Source organism: Neobacillus niacini, from assembly GCF_019749295.1.
GTDB lineage: Bacteria > Bacillota > Bacilli > Bacillales > Cytobacillaceae > Neobacillus > Neobacillus niacini_D.
Genome location: NZ_JACWFG010000001.1, coordinates 84,604 through 107,179, shown reverse-complemented (window position 1 = coordinate 107,179; position 22,576 = coordinate 84,604). Strand labels below are relative to the sequence as shown.

General features: G+C 36.8%; 18 protein-coding genes, 1 tRNA gene and 1 pseudogene. 15 read left to right on the top strand and 5 right to left on the bottom strand.

All coding sequences use genetic code 11. The annotated features are described in order from the left end of the window. Positions 1-324: 324 nt before the first annotated feature. Both H0184_RS00535 and H0184_RS00530 read left to right on the top strand, forming a co-directional pair. Positions 325-879, top strand: coding sequence for a YdcF family protein (locus H0184_RS00535; protein ID WP_221819791.1), 555 nt, complete (start codon positions 325-327; stop codon positions 877-879). A 257-nt stretch (positions 880-1,136) separates the two neighbouring features. Further along, complete coding sequence (locus H0184_RS00530) at positions 1,137-2,540, top strand: metal-binding protein (protein ID WP_221819790.1); 1,404 nt, start codon at positions 1,137-1,139, stop codon at positions 2,538-2,540. A gap of 377 nt (positions 2,541-2,917) precedes the next feature. Here the strand turns inward: H0184_RS00530 and H0184_RS00525 are convergent, their stop codons facing one another. Then, on the bottom strand, positions 2,918-3,478 hold the full coding sequence (locus H0184_RS00525; protein ID WP_221819788.1) for a recombinase family protein: 561 nt from the start codon (positions 3,476-3,478) through the stop codon (positions 2,918-2,920). Positions 3,479-3,765: 287 nt separating this feature from the next. Here H0184_RS00525 and H0184_RS00520 point away from each other — a divergent pair, with 287 nt between their 5' ends. The 4 genes from H0184_RS00520 to H0184_RS00505 are packed head-to-tail and all read left to right on the top strand — an operon-like array spanning position 3,766 to position 9,799. Further along, positions 3,766-5,247 (top strand): type I restriction-modification system subunit M, encoded by a 1,482-nt coding sequence (locus H0184_RS00520; protein ID WP_221819785.1) that lies wholly within the window; start codon positions 3,766-3,768, stop codon positions 5,245-5,247. Beyond that, on the top strand, positions 5,240-6,451 hold the full coding sequence (locus tag H0184_RS00515) for a restriction endonuclease subunit S (RefSeq protein WP_221819784.1): 1,212 nt from the start codon (positions 5,240-5,242) through the stop codon (positions 6,449-6,451). The genes H0184_RS00520 and H0184_RS00515 overlap by 8 nt, the downstream gene beginning before the upstream one ends. Next, positions 6,448-9,387, top strand: coding sequence for a type I restriction endonuclease subunit R (locus H0184_RS00510; RefSeq protein WP_221819782.1), 2,940 nt, complete (start codon positions 6,448-6,450; stop codon positions 9,385-9,387). Before H0184_RS00515 ends, H0184_RS00510 begins: the two co-directional genes overlap by 4 nt. Before the next feature lie 25 nt (positions 9,388-9,412). Next, entirely contained in the window at positions 9,413-9,799 is a 387-nt protein-coding gene (locus H0184_RS00505; RefSeq protein ID WP_221819781.1) for a hypothetical protein, read from the top strand. Positions 9,800-9,845: 46 nt separating this feature from the next. Here the strand turns inward: H0184_RS00505 and H0184_RS00500 are convergent, their stop codons facing one another. After that, the gene (locus H0184_RS00500) at positions 9,846-10,577 is read right to left on the bottom strand and encodes a M48 family metallopeptidase (RefSeq protein ID WP_221819779.1); all 732 of its coding nucleotides are present in this window, start codon (positions 10,575-10,577) and stop codon (positions 9,846-9,848) included. A gap of 110 nt (positions 10,578-10,687) precedes the next feature. Between H0184_RS00500 and H0184_RS00495 the strand changes: the two genes are divergently transcribed. The 6 genes and pseudogenes from H0184_RS00495 to H0184_RS00470 all read left to right on the top strand — a co-directional run bounded on the left by H0184_RS00495 (position 10,688) and on the right by H0184_RS00470 (position 14,820). Continuing rightward, positions 10,688-10,891: a hypothetical protein gene (locus tag H0184_RS00495; protein WP_221819776.1), complete on the top strand. Its 204-nt coding sequence runs from the start codon at positions 10,688-10,690 to the stop codon at positions 10,889-10,891. 425 nt (positions 10,892-11,316) lie between these two features. Next, entirely contained in the window at positions 11,317-11,556 is a 240-nt protein-coding gene (locus H0184_RS00490) for a helix-turn-helix domain-containing protein (RefSeq protein ID WP_221819775.1), read from the top strand. Between the two features lie 92 nt (positions 11,557-11,648). Next, positions 11,649-11,894, top strand: a pseudogene (locus tag H0184_RS28155) (CHC2 zinc finger domain-containing protein); the annotation flags it as partial. A gap of 356 nt (positions 11,895-12,250) precedes the next feature. Beyond that, positions 12,251-13,594: a virulence-associated E family protein gene (locus H0184_RS00480; protein WP_221819773.1), complete on the top strand. Its 1,344-nt coding sequence runs from the start codon at positions 12,251-12,253 to the stop codon at positions 13,592-13,594. 265 nt (positions 13,595-13,859) lie between these two features. Continuing rightward, positions 13,860-14,432: an ERCC4 domain-containing protein gene (locus tag H0184_RS00475; RefSeq protein WP_221821203.1), complete on the top strand. Its 573-nt coding sequence runs from the start codon at positions 13,860-13,862 to the stop codon at positions 14,430-14,432. Then, a complete protein-coding gene (locus H0184_RS00470) occupies positions 14,425-14,820 on the top strand; it encodes a terminase small subunit (RefSeq protein ID WP_221819772.1) in 396 nt (131 codons plus the stop codon). Before H0184_RS00475 ends, H0184_RS00470 begins: the two co-directional genes overlap by 8 nt. Positions 14,821-14,875: 55 nt before the next feature. Here the strand turns inward: H0184_RS00470 and H0184_RS00465 are convergent, their stop codons facing one another. The 3 genes from H0184_RS00465 to H0184_RS00455 all read right to left on the bottom strand — a co-directional run bounded on the left by H0184_RS00465 (position 14,876) and on the right by H0184_RS00455 (position 16,943). Further along, positions 14,876-15,928 (bottom strand): tyrosine-type recombinase/integrase, encoded by a 1,053-nt coding sequence (locus H0184_RS00465; protein ID WP_221819771.1) that lies wholly within the window; start codon positions 15,926-15,928, stop codon positions 14,876-14,878. Positions 15,929-16,094: 166 nt separating this feature from the next. Continuing rightward, a tRNA-Arg gene (locus H0184_RS00460) sits at positions 16,095-16,168 on the bottom strand. A 73-nt stretch (positions 16,169-16,241) separates the two neighbouring features. Then, a complete protein-coding gene (locus tag H0184_RS00455; protein WP_221819769.1) occupies positions 16,242-16,943 on the bottom strand; it encodes a YwaF family protein in 702 nt (233 codons plus the stop codon). Between the two features lie 164 nt (positions 16,944-17,107). Here H0184_RS00455 and mutS point away from each other — a divergent pair, with 164 nt between their 5' ends. From mutS to H0184_RS00440, 3 genes are all read left to right on the top strand, one after another. Further along, complete coding sequence (gene mutS, locus H0184_RS00450; RefSeq protein WP_221819768.1) at positions 17,108-19,702, top strand: DNA mismatch repair protein MutS; 2,595 nt, start codon at positions 17,108-17,110, stop codon at positions 19,700-19,702. A 12-nt stretch (positions 19,703-19,714) separates the two neighbouring features. Further along, positions 19,715-21,628, top strand: a complete 1,914-nt coding sequence (gene mutL / locus H0184_RS00445; RefSeq protein WP_221819766.1) for a DNA mismatch repair endonuclease MutL — start codon at positions 19,715-19,717, stop codon at positions 21,626-21,628. A gap of 457 nt (positions 21,629-22,085) precedes the next feature. After that, positions 22,086-22,538, top strand: coding sequence for a hypothetical protein (locus H0184_RS00440; RefSeq protein ID WP_221819764.1), 453 nt, complete (start codon positions 22,086-22,088; stop codon positions 22,536-22,538). Positions 22,539-22,576: the final 38 nt, after the last annotated feature.

Genomic DNA, 22,576 nt, shown 5'->3' with positions numbered 1-22,576 from the left:
AAAAAGAACCTATACCTGCAGCAGAAAGTTGTTTCAGAGGATGATAAATTCATCTATATTGAGCCGATTAAATGCCGGGTTAAGTATAGGAACACAACTAAAGCCGGGTTCCTCCGGGTACCGTTAATTGTCGAATGGAAGTAAAAATGTAAATGTATTGTTAAGGATAGAATCGCAATGATACCGTCCTTTTATTAGATATACATATATGATTGTGAAGGAATCTACTTAAACTATAGGTGCAGGTTAGCTCAAGAAAGAATTACGGAAGAATTGTAGAAGAATGTTTGAATACTATTTTTGTTTGAAAAGGGAGAATAAAAAATGCTGTATCCATTCGATTGTATTACTGAGTTTATTTTTGTTGAAACTGCAATGGCTCAATCAGATGTCATTTTAATTCCTGGTGCGAGTCAGCCTCAACTAATGGAAAAAGCTGCTTTATTATATCAACAGGGACTAGCACCATACATACTACCATCTGGGGGAGTTAACCCAAGTTTAGAATCCACAGAATGGGAATTCTTAAGAAATGTTGGCATTACTAACGGAGTTCCTGAAGGAGCCATTTTAAAGGAAGATACGGCACAGAATACTTTTGAAAACGCTAGTTTCTCGTTGGAAGTTCTTCTCAGAAACGGGATATACCCTAAAAAAGTCATAATGGTCTGTAAAGCATATCACTCTCGAAGAGCATTATTGACTTATCAAACGGTGTTTCCAAAAGAAACTGAATTCTTTGTTTCGCCTATAATTGACAGGACTGAAATAACTAAGGAGAACTGGTTTTTAACTGAAGACAGGATAAAACGCATAATGACAGAAGTTGAGAAAATCGGTAAATACTTTGGTCCCCATATCCCTAACTGGGTGAAATAATCATTACCCGAATCTTTTCCGTTAAGCTGTTAAAAAATAATGGATTTAAATTACAAAGGAGGGTTTGTTAAATATCTCACTTAAACAAACGGGTAGCTTTTGTCGAATAAGAGTTACAGGACCTAATGGGTCCTTTATTATTTTGTATAATAAAAAGATAAGTTTATTTTATTGAGTACAGATAGAGAATTATGTTTACTGTATTATTATAATAAAACGCAGTATGAAGAAATTTCTTGTTTATAAGGATGAGTCTAATGGTAATTACAAATGATTTTCAATGTAATGTTTGCGATAGCATTACTCGTATAAAGGTTCAACTTGGTTGGTTAGAAAATTATCCTGTTAGAATTAAATGTGGTAAATGTAATATTTCAATATTCGGCAACGTCTATTTAGACCAACCAAATGTAGGATATTCAATTAAATTAAAAAATGTAACTCCTTTAGAAGAAATTGGAAAACCTGATTATTTAATTGAAGTATCTGGAGAGCTTTTAACTGAAAAAATGCGTCCATATACCGGAGATATAGATACTTTGTTCTCTCCCTTTTTCAAAAATGGTGTCTTCTCTATGGGAGAAAATATTGAAAAATTTAAAGAAAGAACCATTCGCTTTTTACATAAAATTGAATATGAATGGCCTACTGTAAAGCGAATAAATGAATTATGGTTTAATGGTAATCATACATACTTACCTAAAGAAATTCATAAATTAATAGATAAAACACAATTCCCTGCAGATAACGAGCTAGAATTATTAAGAGCAGTCCATTTCTTAAATTCAATGTTCACTAATACTTTTGCTAGTAATTACTTTAAAGGAATTACTTCCCATATTTTTAAAGAGTTAGGAAATATAAATGAAAAAAATCAATTATTTTTATTGGCTCAACACTTTGAAAATCAATTAGATTATTATGAACATAAACTATTCGCTATAATTAATAAGTTTATAGATAAATTCCACATGTTTATTCCTGTTTATGGATTAGATTTTTATGAAGAAAAAAATGACAAAGAAAAATCAATCAAGAATTTAGGATTAACAACCGTTGATTTTGAAGATATTAAGGATTTTTACATAGATACCTTTGAAGACATAGGCGATATATTAAATTTAATGGTTGCATACAATAATTTAAGTCACCGTGCGGATTACAAAAAAATGAAAGAGAATGTTATAAAAGATATTCTAAATATTGAAGATTTTATTAAAATGCGTAACAAAGGGAGAAAGTTAGAATTTATTACTGGTGAAGAAAACTTTGATAAAATTTTTGTCTCCAAAGTCGATAATAGACTGCGAAATGCGATAGGGCATAGAAGTTATACTTATGATGTTATTTCTCAAGAGTTAACTTATTATCCTTCTGGTGATCAAACAAAGGGTACATCAGAAAGTTTAAATTTAACAGAGTTTGTGCTTGAATGTTTTCAGTTAATGAGGTCGTGTATTGGACTTGCAGAGATTGTTTATCAAACCCGTAAGTTTATGTATGTCAAACAAGGTATTATACCAAGAACTTTAGAAGATTATTTTCCTTCGTCTATAGAAAAAAATCTTTACAATAATACACCTAAAAACAAAAAACGTTCTTTAAAGAAAAATAAAAAGAAAATATCAAAAAAGGCTCGTCAAAATAATAGAAAAAAATAAGCAAAAGGACCTTTATGGTCCTTTTGTATTGGTTAATAAAATTAATTATTCTCCCTTTGTTTCTTATCGACTAAATCCTTGCTCTTTAGCTTTTGCATAAATTGTAGGCTGGGGAGCTCCCGTCATTTTATCAATATCATTAACACTCAAACCGTTTCGGTATATAGCTTTATACTTTCCTAACTTCCTTTTCAGCCTTCTCAATACGTCCCACATGTTTCCTCTGTGCTTTGGCTCTCTCATGCCCTTCTGCCGTTCTATTTGCAATTAAGTCACGTCCAAATTATAAAATACACCTAATAGTGTTACAAAGGTAGGGGGGGGAACTAGTCTGTGCCAGGATAATTACACTAATGCAATTCCTAGTTAGACAGCATTCATTCCTTTTCTTTAATGCGTTTCTTCGCTCTAATGAGAGTACTTTTACTTATTCCGGTTATTTCCTCTACTTGTTTATATGATTTTGTTTCAAGGAGTTGTAGTCCATGTTCAATCTGTTTCTTGCCAAACTTATTTGGTCTGCCTTCTCTGAAGTCGGGATTTTGCTTAGCTATTGCTTTACCTTCTTGGGTTCGTTCTACTATCATATCCCTTTCAAATTCTGCAAAACCACTCATAATAGTCAAAATCAATTTGCCCGTTGGGGTATTCTCGACTAGACCCATATTCAATACATGAACTTTAATACCCTGTTCGAATAATTTCCTAATAATTTGAATAGCGTCAATAGCTGAACGGGCAAAACGGTCTAATTTTGTCACGACGAGAGTATCACCAGTTTTTAATAGTGAAAGAACCTCCTGAAACTTAGGTCGATCTTTTTTTGTACCTGTGAACTTTTCTGAAAAAATTTTGTCGCAGCATTCCTTTTCTAATGCTTGTAGCTGTGTTTCTAAATCTTGATGTAAAGTACTTACTCGTGCATACCCATATTTCATGTTGATTTCTCCTTTTTTTATGACACTAAGTTATGACACTGTTCTTGCTATTGATATTACTATCTTCGAAAAACAGTGTCAATACTTAAAGGTTATGACACTTGGATAATAAGTTCTTTTAAAAGAACTAACAGTAGTAACCTTTCATCATTGAAGGTATGCAAAGAGTTTAGGTCATAGTTTTTTTTGGAAAGCTAGATAACATAATAGTCATGTATCATCTTTATTTGGTATAGTAAAGATGGACTAATTTACATATAACGGTAATAGGAAAAAGGAGATTGTATATGGCACAGCTTACACAGCAGCAGCTTGAATCCCATTTATGGGAATCAGCAAACATACTTAGAGGTTCCATTGATTCATCTGATTATAAAAATTACATATTTGGTCTATTATTTTTAAAACGCTTGAATGACGTATTTGTTGAGACTGCTAAAAGAATTGAAGAGGAAGAAGGGGACGATTACGGCTGGTACGATCATGACGAACATCAATTCTTCGTTCCAGAACGGGCGAGATGGTCTCATATTCAGTCACAAACACAAGACATAGGCGACACCATTAATAAAGCATTTGAGGCTCTCGAAGAGGATAACGCCTCATTACAAGGCGTACTTGGCACGATAGATTTTAATGATAAAGAGAAACTGCCAGACCGTTTATTACTGCAACTAATAGGTCATTTTTCTTCAATTGATCTAAGCAATGCTAATTTATCCGAACCGGACATGCTAGGTCGTGCGTACGAGTATTTAATCAAACAATTTGCCGATGACGCTGGGAAAAAAGGCGGAGAGTTCTACACACCTAGCAAAGTGGTTGAATTGATTGTAAAGCTCATTAAACCAGAAGAAGGAATGCGGGTGTGCGACCCTACTGTTGGTTCTGGAGGTATGCTTATACAGTCAGTTGACTACATAAAATCACAAGGCGGAAACCCTCGTAATTTAACACTACATGGACAAGAACGTAACCTAAATACATGGGCTATTTGTAAAATGAATCTTTTACTGCATGGATTAAGTGACCACCGAATAGAAAAGGGCGATACAATACGTGAGCCTAAATTATTAGAAGGCGGGGAGCTAATCCTCTATGATCGTGTAATTGCAAATCCTCCGTTCAGTTTAAGTAATTGGGGAAGAGAAGAGGCGGAGAGTGATGAATATGGTCGTTTTCGTTTTGGAATTCCACCAAAGGATAAAGGTGATTTTGCATTTGTTCAACATATGGTTGCTACTCTTAACCATGAAGGTAAAGCCGGTGTAGTCATGCCGCACGGGGTATTATTCCGAGGTGGGGCAGAAGGGAGTATTCGACAAGGATTGCTAGAAGAGGATTTAATTGAAGGAGTTATCGGTTTACCCTCAAACCTATTTTATGGTACCGGAATCCCAGCATGTATATTAATTCTTAATAGAAATAAAAAAGAAAACAAAAAAGGAAAAGTTTTCTTTCTTAACGGTGCAGAAGATTATCAAGAAGGTAAAAACCAAAATACTCTTCGTGACCAGGATATTGAAAAAATTGTTTCAGCTTATGATAAATGGGAAGAAGTTGAAAGGTACTGTCGTCCTGTTACCTTAGATGAAATTAAAGAAAATGAATATAACCTTAATATTGCTCGTTATATTGATACAACTGAAGAGGAAGAGCAAATTGATGTAGCTGCAGCATTAAACGAACTTCGAAATTTGGAAGAAGAACGTAATGAAATTGAAAAGAAGATGTACAGCTATTTGAAGGAGCTGGGGTATAGTGAGTAAGTGGGACCAAAAACAACTGTCTGAAATTGCGGAATTAAAAATGGGGCAATCTCCTTCTTCAAAAGATTGTAATGATAAGGGCGAAGGGCTCCCATTCTATCAGGGTAATGCCGACTTCGGATACATACATCCAATTGTTACTAAGTATTGTACAAATCCTAAAAAAATAGCAGATAAAGATGATGTATTGATTAGCGTACGTGCTCCAGTCGGAGATTTAAATATTGCAAATGAAGAATGTGCAATTGGGCGTGGATTAAGTGCAATCAAGCCAACCAAAATAGAAAGGGATTTTCTATATTATTTTCTTCAATTTTATAAGCCAAAATGGGCAAATGTTCAACAGGGTAGCACATTTGAGGCTATCAATAAAGGTGATTTATCTGGATTAATTATTCCTTACCCACCGTTTGGTGAGCAAAGAAAAATTTCTATGATACTATCTTCCGTAAGTAATGCGATAGAAAGAACAGAAACAATTATTGAACAAACCAAAAATGTAAAAAAAGGATTAATGCAACAGTTACTTACAAAAGGGATTGGACACACGGAACACAGGAAAACAGAAATCGGACTGATACCAAACGAATGGCAAGTCCTTAAACTAAAAGATGTTTCAACAAAAATAACTGATGGTGCTCATCATACTCCTACTTATTCTGATATCGGTATCCCTTTCTTAAGAGTTACAGACATACAAAAAGAAGAAATTGATTTTTCAAAAACAAAATATATCCCTATTAAGGAACACGAGGAACTAATAAAAAGGTGTAATCCTGAAAGAGGCGATATTCTACTCTCGAAAAACGGGACAATTGGGATAACTAAAGTAATTGACTGGGATCAGACGTTTAGTATTTTTGTTAGTTTATGTTTAATCAAACTAAAAAAAGATATCGTTTTACCAAAGTATATTGAGTATTTTTTACAATCTGAAGTGGCATGGAAACAGATTAGATTGAGGTCCAAGCAAGGTACTGTTACAAATTTACACTTAGTTGAAATTAAAGAGCTATTATGTGGAATTCCAACGATAGAAGAACAGATAAAGATAGTAGAGATGATTAATCCTATTAATGAGAAAATTAAAAAGGAAACAAATAAGCTAAAAGTTTTGCAAAATATTAAAAAAGGTCTGTTGCAAGACCTTTTCACAGGCAAGATTGGTGTCAATGTTAATGAAGATGAGGTGGTCACTTCATGACAACTGCAAATGATTGGAACGAAAAGACGCTAGTTGAAAATCGCTTTATCAAACAATTAAAAGAAATGGGCTATGAACATGTTCATGGTCCTTCTCTTGACCCAGAAAGGGATACTCATGCGGAAGTAATATTAAAAGTCAGATTGGTAAGATCAATACAAAAATTAAACCCTTGGGTTTCAGAAAACAATCTGAATAAGATAATACGTTCAATTACTCATATCCAAGCAACTAGCCTAATGGAGGCAAATCAATTATTTCACGAAAACCTCATCAACATGATTTCCATACAACAAGACCTAGGAAAAGGGAAGAAGAATCAAACTGTTAAATTGGTCGACTTCGAACGCCCAGAGAATAATGAGTTTATGGTAGTAGATCAATTTACAATATCAAATGCAAGAGGAACCATTCGTCCAGACCTTATCATTTTTATAAATGGACTGCCTTTGGCAGTTATCGAATGTAAAAGCCCTACGCTATCACCAGATGAACAAATAAGTCAAGGCGTAAAGCAGCTACTCCGCTATCAAGCCCAATGTGAGCAACTGTTTTATTACAATCAAATACTCATAGCTACTAGTAATGACCGTGCAAAGGCTGGAACTATTGGAGCTAGGACACAGCATTTTGGAGAATGGAAAGACCCATATCCAAGAACGGTTCCAGAAATAGGAAATAATCCCTCTGCACAGGATATTTTAGTTTCCGGCATTTTTCCAAAGGAAAATTTGCTCGACTTAATTCAAAATTTCATTGTCTATGAGCCGGTAGAGGGACGTACCATTAAAAAGTTAGCCCGTTACCAGCAATACAGGGCTGTTTATAAGGCTATTAATCGCATTTTACATGCAGATGACCCTCGACACCGTGGCGGCGTAGTATGGCATACTCAGGGTAGCGGCAAGTCGCTGACAATGGTGTTCTTAGCAGTAAAATTAAGACGGATTAAGGAACTAAAGAATCCAACGATTGTAATTGTTACTGACCGAAAGGACTTAGACGACCAGATAACAAACACTTTCCGAAGGTGTGGTTTCCCCAATCCTCAACAAGCTGCCTCAGTAGCTAAATTAAGGGAATTGTTGCAACTAGGTTCTGGTACAACTGTAATGACGTTAGTGCAGAAGTTCCAAGAAGACGCAGAAAAGAACGAATACCCAGAATTAACAAAGGCAGAAAACATTTTTGTAATGGTAGACGAATCTCATCGAACTCAATATAGTGGCTTAGCCATGAATATGCGTACTGCCATGCCTAATGCTTGTTATTTAGGTTTTACAGGAACACCTATTGATAAAGATGATAAAAGCACTATCCGAACGTTTGGTACATACATAGATAAATACACAATAGAACAGGCAGTTGCAGATGGTGCCACGGTTCCAATCTTTTATGAGGCTAGAATGGTAGATTTGCATGTTCAAGGAGATTCCCTGGACGATTTATTTGAACGGAAATTCCGTGACTATGATGAAGAAGATCGTGAACGGATTAAAAAGAGATATGTAACAGAAGAGGCGATTATTTCTTCTCCAAAGCGAATTAGAAGAATTGTACTAGATATGATTGATCATTATGAAAAACACATTAAACCTAATGGCTTTAAGGCTCAAGTTGTTGCTGTTACTAGGGAGGCAGCCGTCACTTATAAAGAAATGTTTGATGAGTTAAGTGATTATGAATCCAAGGTGATAATTTCTGGAGGTCATAATGACGAAGAACGAATGAGAAAACATCATATTTCCAAGGATGAAGAAAAGAAAATCATTGAACGCTTTAAAAAGCCAATGAGTGATGATTCGCTAAGTTTTATTATCGTTTGTGACAAATTATTAACCGGCTTTGACGCACCAATTGAACAGGTAATGTATCTAGACAAGCCATTAAAAGAGCATAACTTATTACAAGCTATTGCTAGAACAAACCGTACTTATGATAAAAAGACATATGGTCTAATCGTTGATTATTTTGGGGTTTCCAGGTTCTTAGAACAAGCACTAGGTATCTTTGCAGAGCAAGATATTAAAGGGGCATTGCAAAGTGTTGATTCTGAAATTCCACGTCTACAATCGAGGCACCGGAAAGCCATGAGGTTCTTTGATTATGTAAGAAACGATGATCTTGAAGGTTGTATCCAAATTCTTGAACCAGAAGATGTTCGGAATGAATTTGACACTGCATTTAAGAAGTTTGCGGAAAGTATGGATATGATATTACCAAGTCCGAAGGCAAAACCATACTTAAACGATTTGAAATATCTAGGAAAAGTACGGCAATTAGCGAAATCCCGTTATAGGGAAGATAGTATGGACATTTCTGATTGCGGTCAAAAGGTAAAAGAGCTTATAGAAGAGTATCTATTTGCAACGAATATAGAAGTGCTGCATGAACCGATAGATATTTTATCCAACAAATTCGAGAGGCGATTAGAGGAAACTACCACTCCAGAGGCAAAAGCTGCAGAGATGGAACACGCTATTCGACATGAAATCAAAGTGAAGATTGATGAAAATCCCGTGCTTTATACTTCCTTAAAGGAACGACTAGAGGAACTAATACAAAGGCGGAAAGACCGTCAAATGACCATTGAAGAGCTTTTAGAAGAGTATAGAGAACTGGTCAATGAAATGCGGAATACGGCTCAGAAAAGCCAGGAACACGGTTTTACTAGGGAGCAATACCCTTTCTATCAAATGCTAGAGCAACAGCTCCCGGATGAAGAAGATAAGGAGTCATTGAAGGAACTAACCCATATTATCACAGAAGATATACAGGAACAGACGGTAATAGAATGGACCGAAAAAGAAGATGTAAAAAGGGAAATGCGGAAGAAGATAAAGCGGCAGCTCCGAGCGAGTAAGTGTCCAAAAGAAAAAATTGAGGGATTGACACAGCAGCTGATGGACTTAGCAGAAGTTCATTATCGAAAATAACACTTGTTCAGAGAGGTACCCTTTTATGTTAAGTATTAGTGTTCAAATGGAAATGACAGTTAGTCAACTCGATTGGTTATCAAGACCCTTTATAAAAAAGGAATACCCAGATTACGAAGTGAAATTTAAAATGCGGATACCAGAATCAAATTTTTATACTGAGCCTATTTCCTACGATCCAGCACCAGTAGGGTCATATAGATTTACCACACCAGAAGAAGAATATAGACTTATTCAATTTGAAAAAAGTGGAATCGAAGGGCAAATTGAAGGACAAGAATTTAGAAAATTTTTGCTTGAGCTAAAGAAAAAAATTGAAAAGGAAATAGGGGAAATAGGGATAGATAAAAATCACTTTTTTATTGAAGTAACTTTTGAGGCGAAAGAATTACCAGATTTTCGAGTATATTAAGTTGAGAAGACCCTTGGAATATAACCCAAGGGTCTTTTTTTTATATTTAGTTTAATGAAAGTAATGGTCCATTAACACGCAACCATTCTTTCCCTTGTTCATAATCTGGGAGGATCGAACGAACAAACCTCCAATAATCCGTAGAATGGTCTGCATATTTAAGGTGGGCTAGTTCATGAACAAGAACATAATCAACCACAGACATTGGAGCCATCATTATCCGCCAATTTAAATAGATTGATCCTTCATTGGTACAAGTTCCCCAGCGTTTTTGCTGCTCTTTAAACGCAATTTTTGTAGGTTCTAGTTCCATTTTAGGGCAATAAACCTTTTGCCTCTCCTCTATCTTTCTACTGCCTTGTGTAATGTACCATTCTTTAAAAAGTCGGCTTAGCTTAATTACTTTATCGTCAGAGTTCATATTAGTTGGAATTTCTGCTATAAAACGACCTTGTTTAAAGTTCAGAGTAGGATTATTCAAGGTGTCACTTTTATGTACCTTTAACCGATAATGTCGTCCTAAATAGGCGAATTTTTCCCCACTTACATACTCCTTTGGCGGGGGTGCAGCGGCAACCTCATCAAGTTCATATTTTTTCTTTAATATCCAGGGAGCTTTTTTATGAAGTATGCCCTCCAGCTTATCAGAATCAATTCCATGAGGTACAACTAGCTTTACTCCTTCTGTTAGGCAAACAGAAAGTGAAACATCTTTTTTCCCTTTTATGTATTCCACTGAATAATCAATTGTTGTATTTCCATATTGAAAGCTTTGCATGATGTATAATCCCCCTGTCGCTTACATCTCTATTTTATAAGCATAACCAGGCTTGGTCAAACTAGCATAGGTTGAAAAATTTGAAAATGATCCAGAATTGGGGGCGATATATGAACGAATTACTCGAGGCTAAATTAACAATTTCTAGAATAAGAACGCAACTGCTTGATCTTGCTGGTGAGCTCATTTCAGATGATACCTCGGATAAAGAATATGCAATTAAAAGGATTCTTTCTGTTGTGGAGTATATGGATGAGCATGATGTTGCGGTCAAGGAGATAACTACCGAACTTCCAAAATCCAGGTTAATTTAAAATGTACGGTCGTTCCCATACTAAGCTTTCTGAAATACATACGGAAAAAAATAGCGTTTTTGGGGATTGTGATTTTTCTAATAATATTGTGATGGGCAACTGAGGAAATTTATAGTTGTACATGGTACTGTTATTAGTATTAATGCTGTTACTTTTACTAGTGTTAATGTTATTACTGTTACTAGTTTTAACGAAAAATGATATTTAATGTTCTAAATTGCTGATGAAAATTGTTGTATTATATAAATTTGTAGTTGTATTTGTTGACGAAAAGTACTTGAAAAAAAAACTCTTGCCAACCCCTGTTTCGGGGTTGTACTATTTTTTTAAGGGTTAATTAATAGGAAAGCATTACCAATATTTAAGGCGTAGTTTGTCTTTTTATTGGTAAGCTTTCCTATTTTTTTTTTGCGAGGTGATTTAAAATGAAAAATCCATTAGTAGCAATCAGAGAAGAGAAGGGACTTACGGTTTCGGAGTTTGGTATTTTAGCAGGAGTTAGTACAATGACCATTCAACGAATAGAGCAAGGGAACGTACAGAATATATCATCGGATGTACTCGATATTCTTGAAGGCTGGGGATATAGCAGAGGACAGTTTACAGAAGATTATGTGAGGTGGAAAATGTTCAAGATCAAACAACTCCAAGAAAAAATAAGGTAACAGAATGATTGTGAAGAAAAGAATACCCACCTAGCTGGGGGGCGTGGTGGGTAGTAAGATGAAACTGCATTTTGAAAGCAGGTGACTTTCATATGAATAATAATAACATAAACTTCTCGTTTTTAGCCGAAGAGGTAAAAAAACGCTTAGATATTTTAGAAGTGGCTAATCAAGAGGGGCTACACCTTAAGAAAACAGGAAGGAATTACTTTGCACACTGCCCATTTCATTCTGAGAATACCCCTTCCTTTTCTATAAGTCCTATAAAGCAAATTTTTAAGTGTTTTTCATGTGGAAAGGGTGGCAACGTAATTACTTTATTAGCTGCCCTAAGAGGTGTTAAAAACGGGGAAATAATCTATCAATATGCTAAAGCTTTCGGGCTTATCAATAATTCCAAATCGACTGTCAAACAACAACAAGAAATACAACTACGTGCTGTTAAGTACGAGTTCAAAAGGAGAGAGGAGAAAAACTCCAATGAAGTTTACCGATTCTTATGTGACCAGGTCCATGCCTTCAGAAGGGCTATGAAACAAGCAGAAAACGAAGAACAAGTGAGTGGACTTCAAAAATTTTATCAGATATATGACAAACTACCTTACTATATAGGCTTATTGGAAGATTTAGATGGTATAAACGGAGATAATGCTCAAGTAAAAGCGTATTTCGAGGGAGAGGAGCTTATGCAGGAATGGAATGGTCGGATAAACAGTTAGTCATGATTAATAATATTAGAGAAATGCAACCCCAGGAAAAGCAAGAAGTCCAAATAACGGGGGATTGGCAAGAAGAATTGCAAAAATCTGATAAGGGGAAAGTTTTAAGCAATGCTAACAATGTATTAGTAATTCTCCAAAATGATGAAAAAGTGAAGGGGAAATTTGCTTTTAATCTATTAACCAATAAGACGGAAATCGTTGGTAAGGTACCTTGGATTCGGTTGACTGAAGACAAGGGAATGACAGATTACGATGATTCTTGTTTAAGAAACTATTTATCTATTCATTACGGCGTAAAAGGTAGGGAGATTGTGTATGACGCCTTGAATCAAGTTGTTGCTAATAAAAAATACCACCCTATAAGGGATTATCTATTAAACCTTGAATGGGACGGAAAACCTCGTTTGACTCATTTGCTAATTGACTTTTTTGGTGCTGAAAATACTGAATTAATTAGAATGCAGACCCTGTTAACATTTGTTGCAGCAGTTAAAAGAGTCCTTCAGCCGGGGTGTAAATGGGATTATGTACTTACATTAAAGGGTGACCAAGGATTAGGTAAGTCTTCATTTTTCCAGAAGTTAGCCGTAATGAATGATTGGTTTAATGATTCCTTAGATGATATGAGGGGAAAAGACGCAAAAGAACAACTCGTTGGAAATTGGATAATTGAACTAGGTGAAATGGCAGCTGTAAGTAAAGGTGACCAAAAAAGGATAAAACAGTTCATCACATCAACATATGATCAATATAGACCTGCTTACGGTAGAAGAACGATTAGTGTACCAAGACAGTGTGTTTTTGTGGCAACGACTAACGATGAATTGCCCCTAAAAGATGATACAGGTGGCAGACGTTGGTGGATAATTGATGTTAAAGAAAAATGGTTTGAAAAAAATTTCCCGTTAGAAGTTGACCAAATATGGGCAGAGGCTGTCTATTGGTACCAAGAAATGGAAGACAATAACCAACCATTAAAGTTGCCGGATCATCTGGAAAAAGAGGCAAGAAAAATACAGACTCAAAATACAGACAGGGGACATTATGCGGGTATTATCGAGGAAGTTCTTCAAAGGGGATATTACGAGGAATATGACAGTATGGTTGGTATGTACAAAAAGGTACCTATAAATGAGACTTGTGCCTTACATGTGTGGGAAAAAGTTTTAGGGCGATATAGAGACCAATTTAATACTGCTTTTGCCAGAGATATTAATGCAGTATTAAGAACACTTGACGGGTGGGAACAAGTGCCAGGAAGGATTAAATTTGGCAAATACGGCAAACAAACTGTTTATAAGCGAAAGGACAATTAGGACAAATAAAGGACAGATAAGTTTGGTATCTGTCCTCCTGTTTCCGCCTTACAGCGACAAGGGATAGAGTAGTAAAGGACAGATAAGACAGATGATTTCTATAAAACTATAAATTTATTAATAAAGACATTAAATAGACTAAGTAGGTTTTGTCTGTCCATCTGTCCTTATGATAGCTCACGCTTAGAGCCACAAGGCATAGAGCCAGGACATAAACTAGGACAAATATCTGTCCTTTAATAATTAGTAGGATAGGGTGATTACTATTAATGCCTTTTGCTATAGATATACAGATAAAGAAATAAAGGAACTTTTATCAAAATTAACTATTCTTGTCGATACCAGAGAAAAGGAGAATCAACATATCCTCCAATACTTTAATGATAAAGGTATTACTTATGAATCTATGAAATTGGATACCGGTGATTATAGCGTCATGCTGCCAGCGAATCCTGGGCTAGGAATAATTCGTAACCTCTATTTCCCGGTAGCCATTGAAAGAAAAAACTCCTTGAATGAATTGGTCCAGACCATAAAGGATAGAACTAGGTTTGAAAATGAGCTCATACGCAGCCAGAAATTTAGATTCCTACTTATGATCGAGGACCCTAGCGGCTATGAAAATATCTTACGAGGAAATTACCAAAGCAAGTACGACCCTAAAGCTCTTATGGGTTCGTTAAAATCTTTTGAAACAAGGTATGGTTTTACTACAGTATTTATTCCTAAAGAAGTAGCCGGTCACTATCTGTATTACGAGTTTTACTATTTTGTAAGAAATTACTTGAAAGGGTTCTCTAGTAGTTTAAGTCGGAAAGGTGGGCTAAACGATGGATAATTGCTTAACGAGAAAACAACAAGCCTTCGTTCTAGAGTATATTAAGGACCGCAATGGCACACAAGCAGCAAAAAGAGCTGGATACAGTGAACGAAGGGCGTCTGAAATATCTTGGCAGCTACTACAGAAAACTACAGTTTTGAAGGCTATACAAGACCTCCAGGACGAGATCGAGCAACAATTAAGAATGCGATTTGTTGAAGACGCTATAAAGGCAAGGGAAGTTCTGAGGGGAATACTGGATAATCCGGACAGTACAGACCGGGACAAAATTACAGCTGCTCGTGATTTACTGGACAGAGCTGGATTTAAACCGGTTGAGAAAAAGGAATTAAGTGGTTCCGGTTCGGGGAATCCAATTGAAATAAAGTTCGTTGACCCTTCTTAAGGTTATGGGTTATTAATAAGATAAAGCCACCATTCTTCTGGATGGTGGCTTACAATTATAACCTTTTACCTTTACGGTTAAATAACCTTCTTACAGGAGAAAATTTATTGTGCTGTTGCCTTAGATGTTCAGAATCCATTTGGATGTACTTTCTGGTTGTCTGAATATCTGCATGATCCAATATTTTTTGAAGTGTGAAAACATCTCCACCATTTAAAATGTAATTTCGAGCAAAAGTGTGACGGAGCATGTGAGGGTGCAATTTTGGTATATCTAATTTCTTTTTTAGACGATTTAATCGTTTTCTAAATGCGTCAGCAGTAAAATCATCACCGTAGGCGTTCATAAAGATTCGGGAGCCTTCGCCAAAATATTGTTCGGTTTCATCTACCAGCTGTCTTAATCTTTTTGATATCTCACGGCTAATTGGTATTTCTCTATGTTTTCGGTTTTTAGCGATTGCAGAGGGAACAATTAGAGTATTTTGTTGGAACCCAACATTGTCCACGGTCAGCGACATTGCCTCATTGATTCGTAAACCGGTGTCTAATAGTAGCAGTACTAAGGTTTTATCCCTCCATTGAGCAAATTGTTTATCATCATATGAACCTAGAATCATATCAATTTCAGCGTCGGTTAGCCCTTGAACTTCTTCCTGTTCATCATCTTTAACCAATGGGATATTAACGGTAGGATTTTTGTTTATTATACCTTCTTCTATCAAGAATCGGAAAATCGCTTTCAAATTTCGCAACCGAATATTAATCGTGAATACAGATAAGCCTTTTTTAGTTTTCTCTCGTTGTTCGTCACCTTGATAAGGTAATCGGTCGTTTTTTAAATAATTAATATAATTACGTATTATTGTACTTGTGATTTCATCAATATATCCAATATCGGGACTTAACCAATCCCGGAAATATCTAACCGTATCATGATAACCTTTGATAGTACTTTTCCGTAGCCCCTCTGCCTCCTTCGCATGAATGAAGATTTCGACAGCATTTTCAATAGAATATCGGACTTCTGGTGTCTGTCGGTCATGACGGAACTGTCGGTCATTAGTCGATTTTGTTTGTCCTCGTTGTGCAATAAATGTACGTCCCATAAGTTATTTTGCCCCCTGTTTGAATGGCTGCATGTCCTAAAGTCACAAAATTTCACGTCCTACAGTGTGCCGAAAAAACAGCAAAAAACGCTGATTTCTAGGCTACACATTAACCGACATAAATGAACGGCTAAATAGCGTTAGAACAGCGTTTTCATGATTAGTACGTCCCGAAGAGGATTCGAACCTCCGACCTACAGTTTAGGAAACTGTTGCTCTATCCTGCTGAGCTATCGGGACAATTTTATTGGGAACGTTATTTATTATAAATAGTTAATTGGAAAAGGTCAATAAATTTTACCTTCTTAACTATTCAAGTCTTTTTTCTGAAGATTAACCAGACGATGAGACTAAGGGTGATTAATAAAAACTCCATTGATACGATGTACCAAGGATAGGGACCAAGTAGATTCAATAAGCTAGCAGAGTTTGGTTTATGACTTAAAAACATATAGTTTCCACCGACTGCCTTATTGATTAGCATAATGATTGGCAGTAATACATTCAAAAAAACGGAAAGTTTCACTACAGACCATATTGTTGGACGATATCCAATCACCCAGGTGAAATAGAAAACGATCCATATCATGAATAAATGTGTATAAAAAAAGTGGAAAAAGCGGAAATGTGGGAAGTCAAAATTTAGTAAAGGCGTAAATATCGCCTGAGATGCACCTAATAAAGCTGTAAATAATAAAATTTCATAGATAATCTTTTTCCGAGTTAACAGTAATAAGACAGATAATATAAGGCTGAGACTGCATAATTCTAATGGAATGGAATGACTGACATTCCACATATCGTTTACAACCATCCAAATATGGTAACAAACCTCGATCAGAATTAAAGAAATACCGATAGCTAGCTCAGCTTTTCTCCATTCTCCATCCCTTAATTTTTCTCTATGAAGATAAATAACAGTGGAACCAATAAAAAGCAGAGCAATAATGACAAAATGGCTGACAGAGAACATGGTAAAATCATATTCTTTAGAACTTCCTCCAAACCAAGACATTTCTCCACCACCCCTTATCCTTATAGTATTTAGACAAGTTACAGACTATTCCTAGTCACGTCCCATAAAAAAACCTAAGAAAATTCTACCTAATCTAGTTTACATGATATATGGTATAATAGTTTGTCGAAGATACTCGAAATAATTAAAATGTGGGGGTCATTATGGCTGGTTATACGCCGATGATACAACAATACTTAACGATTAAGGCAGATTACCAAGATGCCTTTTTATTTTTTCGCCTAGGCGATTTTTATGAAATGTTTTTTGACGATGCGATTAAAGCATCTCAAGAATTAGAGATTACTTTAACGAGCCGAGAGGGCGGCAGTGAGGACCGAATTCCAATGTGCGGGGTTCCTTATCATTCGGCCCCTAACTATATTGAACAGCTTATTTCAAAAGGCTACAAAGTGGCTATTTGCGAGCAAATGGAAGACGCAAAATTGACAAAAGGCATGGTTAGACGGGAAGTTGTCCAGCTTATAACACCGGGAACCGTCATGGAAGGTAAGTCGTTATCCGACAAAGAAAATAACTACATTGCCTCAGTTTCCTGGTTTGACGATGGGACATTTGGATTTGCTTATACCGACCTTTCAACAGGTGAGAGCAAGGTCACGCAGCTGTCATCTAATTTTGATGAAGTGTTAAATGAATTATCGGTATTAAGTTCCAAGGAAGTAGTTGTCGCAAACGACTTCGACGGAGAGTGGCAAAAGAAAATGCGTGAGCGAGATGTCCTTGCCATTTCATACGAAGATAATAGTTCAGTAGAAATGAATTTTTCACATCTGCTAGATAATCTTAATCAGGAAAAATTAAAACAAAGCGCAGCGAGGCTGTTTCACTATTTATATCGTTCACAAAAGAGAAGCCTTGACCACCTGCAGCCGGTGACGACCTATCAAATTCATCAATATATGAAGATTGATTACTACTCTAAACGGAATCTTGAATTAACGGAAACCATCCGTTCAAAAGGAAAAAAAGGCTCTCTGCTTTGGCTGCTTGATGAAACGATGACAGCCATGGGTGGCAGAACGCTGAAAACCTGGATTGACCGTCCTTTAATTACACGTCGTGAAATTGAACAGCGTCAAACCATTGTAGAAGTTCTGATGAACAACTATTTTGAACGCCAGGAGCTTCGTGAAAAGTTGACGGAAGTGTATGATCTGGAGAGGCTTGCTGGCCGCGTTGCCTTTGGTAACGTAAATGCTCGTGATTTGGTTCAATTGAAACGATCGTTAATGCAGATTCCTTACTTAAAACAAATACTCTTTGGAATGAACCATGAAGAAGTAAATAAAATTGCTGAATCGCTTGATCCTTGTGAAGAGGTTACGGACTTATTAGAACGAGCGATTGTGGAAAATCCGCCGCTTTCGCTGAAGGAAGGAAATATAATCCGCGACGAATACAATGAACAATTGGATCAATATCGGTACGCAAGTAAAAACGGTAAAACGTGGATTGCGCAGCTTGAGCGTGAAGAGCGGGAAAAGACCGGAATTAAATCTTTGAAAATCGGCTATAACCGTGTATTTGGCTATTATATAGAAGTAACAAGGGCAAACCTGCATCTTTTAACAGAAGGGCAGTATGAGCGAAAGCAGACTTTATCAAATGCGGAACGCTTTATTACCCCTGAATTAAAGGAGAAAGAAGAGCTTATTTTACAAGCGGAAGAAAAAATTGGTGAACTTGAATATGAGCTTTTTGCTGAAATTCGCGAAATTGTAAAAGAACATATTCCTCGCCTGCAGGCTGCAGCAAAGGCGGTTAGTGAGCTGGATGTTCTCCAATGCTTTGCACAAGTGAGTGAAGAGCGCCGTTATGTTAAACCAAAGTTTTCTTCAGAAGGAAAAGTTGTCCTTAAGGAAGGCAGACATCCCGTCGTTGAAAAAGTACTCAATGCACAGGAATATGTAGCGAATGACTGCTTTATGGATTCGGAGCGCGAAGTTCTGCTTATCACAGGTCCAAACATGAGTGGTAAAAGTACGTACATGCGCCAAATTGCATTAACCGCCATTTTGGCTCAAATCGGATGTTATGTACCGGCTGATGAAGCGGTGCTGCCGATTTTTGATCAAGTATTTACGAGAATTGGAGCAGCTGACGATTTAATCTCCGGGCAGAGTACGTTCATGGTAGAAATGCTGGAAGCGAGAAACGCACTGGCCAATGCAACCCAGAACAGTCTCATCTTATTTGATGAAATTGGCCGAGGGACCTCGACCTACGATGGTATGGCACTTGCACAGGCAATTATTGAATACATCCATAAACATATTGGTGCGAAGACACTGTTTTCAACTCATTATCATGAATTAACGGTTCTTGAAGACGAACTTGAGAAATTAAAGAACATTCACGTGAGTGCAATTGAGCATAATGGAAAACTTGTCTTCCTTCATAAAATTAAGAATGGGCCGACAGATAAGAGTTATGGAATTCATGTAGCACAGCTGGCTGAGCTACCGAAGGAACTCATCAATCGTGCGAATGAAATACTATCAGCACTAGAAAAACCTGATATACAAGCTGTTGCTGTTAAAAGTACAGTGAAGGAAATTAAGGAGCAGCCTGCACAGCTGTCATTCTTTGATGAACCAAAAGAACAGAAGAAACAAGAGCTTTCTACGAAAGAAAAGAAAGTGATTGATAAAATGAAAGAAATTGATTTACTAGATATAACTCCGCTTCAAGCAATTAATTTGTTGTACGAGCTTCAGAAAAAGTTAAAGAGCTAGGAGGTGACCGGTATGGGTAAGATTATCCAATTGGATGATGCATTATCGAATAAAATTGCAGCGGGTGAGGTAGTCGAACGCCCAGCTTCTGTTGTAAAAGAGTTAGTCGAGAATGCCATTGATGCAGGCAGTACGGTGATTGAAATTGAAGTAGAAGAAGCCGGCCTTGCAAAAATTCGCATTACGGATAATGGCAATGGTATCGAAGAAGAAGACGTTCTACTTGCCTTCCAACGCCATGCAACGAGTAAAATCAAGAACGAAAATGACTTATTCCGTATCCGGACACTTGGGTTCCGCGGAGAAGCCCTGCCGAGTATCGCTTCTGTATCGAGGCTTGAGATGAAGACCTCAACCGGTGATGGTGCGGGAAATCGAGTCGTGATTGAAGGCGGCAAGGTTGAAGTTTATGAGAAAGCTTCAAGCAGGCGCGGGACGGATATTATTATTACCGATTTGTTTTATAATACGCCAGCGCGCTTAAAGTATATGAAAACCATTCATACGGAGCTTGGGAATATCACCGATGTGGTGAACCGTTTGGCACTTTCACACCCAGAGGTAGCCTTTCGCTTAATTCATAATGAACGGAAGTTGCTGCAAACAAATGGAAATGGAGATGTCCGCCAAGTGCTGGCATCCATCTATGGAATGGCAATTGCCAAACAGCTTGTGCCAATCTCAGGAGAATCACTTGATTACAAGATTAGCGGTTTTGCGTCAATGCCTGAGGTAACCAGAGCATCACGAAACTATATTTCCACCATGATAAATGGTCGTTTTATAAAAAATTATGCTTTAGCGAAAGCGATCCAAGAAGGGTATCATACTTTGCTGCCTATCGGGAGATTTCCAATTGTTCTCCTTAATATTGAGATGGACCCATTATTGGTTGATGTCAATGTGCATCCATCCAAAATGGAGGTTCGGATCAGTAAAGAAGCCGAATTGAATGAATTGGTTACAGGGATTATTAAAAATGCTTTTAAATCGAAGATCTTGATTCCAACCGCATATACCCAAGAGAAAAAAGAGATTCCGAAGTCTGAGCAGACCTCTTTGGTTCTTGACGAACGAACAGAGGAACCTCCTGTAAAGAAAGAAATGAAATGGGAGCTTCCTGTTTCAACTACTATTCAGGAAAAAGCAACGCCGCTTAAAGTAAATGTGGAACCTTGGATTCCTAATAGGGTGGAAAAAGAAGAGGAAACCTTCTCGAATAGTTGGGATTTCGCTTCTCCGGATATAGAAACAAATGAAGTGTCAGCTATTGAAGTAGAAGAAAATGAAATTGAGGCGGAAGTGGCAGCTTACACGAATCGTGATGATAGTCACGTGGAAAGCCGGATACCAAGGTTATATCCAATCGGTCAGATGCACGGTACGTATATCTTTGCTCAAAATGAAAATGGGTTATATATAATTGATCAGCATGCGGCACAGGAACGACTTAAATATGAGTATTTCCGTGAGAAGGTGGGGCAGGTCCATGCAGAACTCCAGGAGTTGCTTGTTCCCATCACGCTTGATTATTCAACCGATGAATACCTGAAAATAAATGAAAACCGTATTGAACTAGAAAAGGTTGGGGTATTCCTAGAGGAATTTGGGATGAACAGCTACATCGTTCGCTCCCATCCACAATGGTTCCCAAAAGGCGAAGAAAAACAAATAATTGAAGATATGATTGAACAGCTTCTTTCTATGAAAAAAGTCGATATCAAAAAGCTTCGTGAGGAAGCAGCGATTATGATGAGCTGTAAGGCTTCGATTAAAGCCAATCGCCATTTACGGAATGATGAAATTCAGGCGTTACTCGATGATTTAAGAAAAGCTTCAGACCCGTTCACCTGTCCACATGGCAGACCAATTATTGTTCATTATTCATCTTATGAAATGGAAAAAATGTTTAAACGGGTAATGTAGCAAATTTTTTAGGAAATATGAAGTTTTAAAGGGTACGTATTATTACGTGCCCATTTTTGTGTTTTAACCGTCCAAGGTAATGAAGGGAACGATTGTGCCCCAAAAAGCTAGTCCGCCAAATTTACGGTAACAATCAAGCTGGTATTCTGCTCGAAAAATGCAGGCGATCAGATTTACGGTAACAATCAAGCCGGGATTATGCCCGAAAATGCAGGCGATCCAGATTTACGGTAACAATCAAGCCAGGATTGTGCTCGAAAATGCGGGCGATCCAGATTTACGGAAACAATCAAGCCGGGATTGTGCCCGAAAATGCAGGCAATTCAACATTTCGGAAACAATCTTAAGAACAAAATTTCTTCATTCTCATTTTTATTAATTTCATCTAAAGTACTTATATTTGTTTGATGGATAGTGTAAAATTACACTATAAGAAATATCTAAAGGAGGTGAAGTGATGATGATTTTTGGCCTCTTAAGTGCTTTTTTACCAATTGTAATTATTATTTTTGTAATCGTTTACGCTGTGAAAAACAAAGAAATGGGGGATGAAGCAGTGATACGTCATCTATATACGTATTTAGTTCTGTTTGCAACGCTTATGATGGTGATTGGTGGTGGAATTTCGATTTTTATGGCTGCGGCAGATTTAGTAAGCCCGCCAGGATATTATCAAAACTTCGAGGATTTTAAGCAGGTTTACCATGATGCAAAAGTTCCAACAGAGGAGAGTCAAAAGTTAACAGATGCTGAAATTCGTGACAGATATGACCAAATGGTAAAAGATGAAAAGAATCGTGCTAGGGAAAATGCGAAAAACCAACTTATTAAAAGCTTAGGCTTTATCGTTATACCACTTCCGATTTTCCTATATTTTAATAATATGCGAAAACGGCAAAGTGATATATAGAGAGTAAGTGACCGAAGAGCATTCAGGAAAAGCGTTAG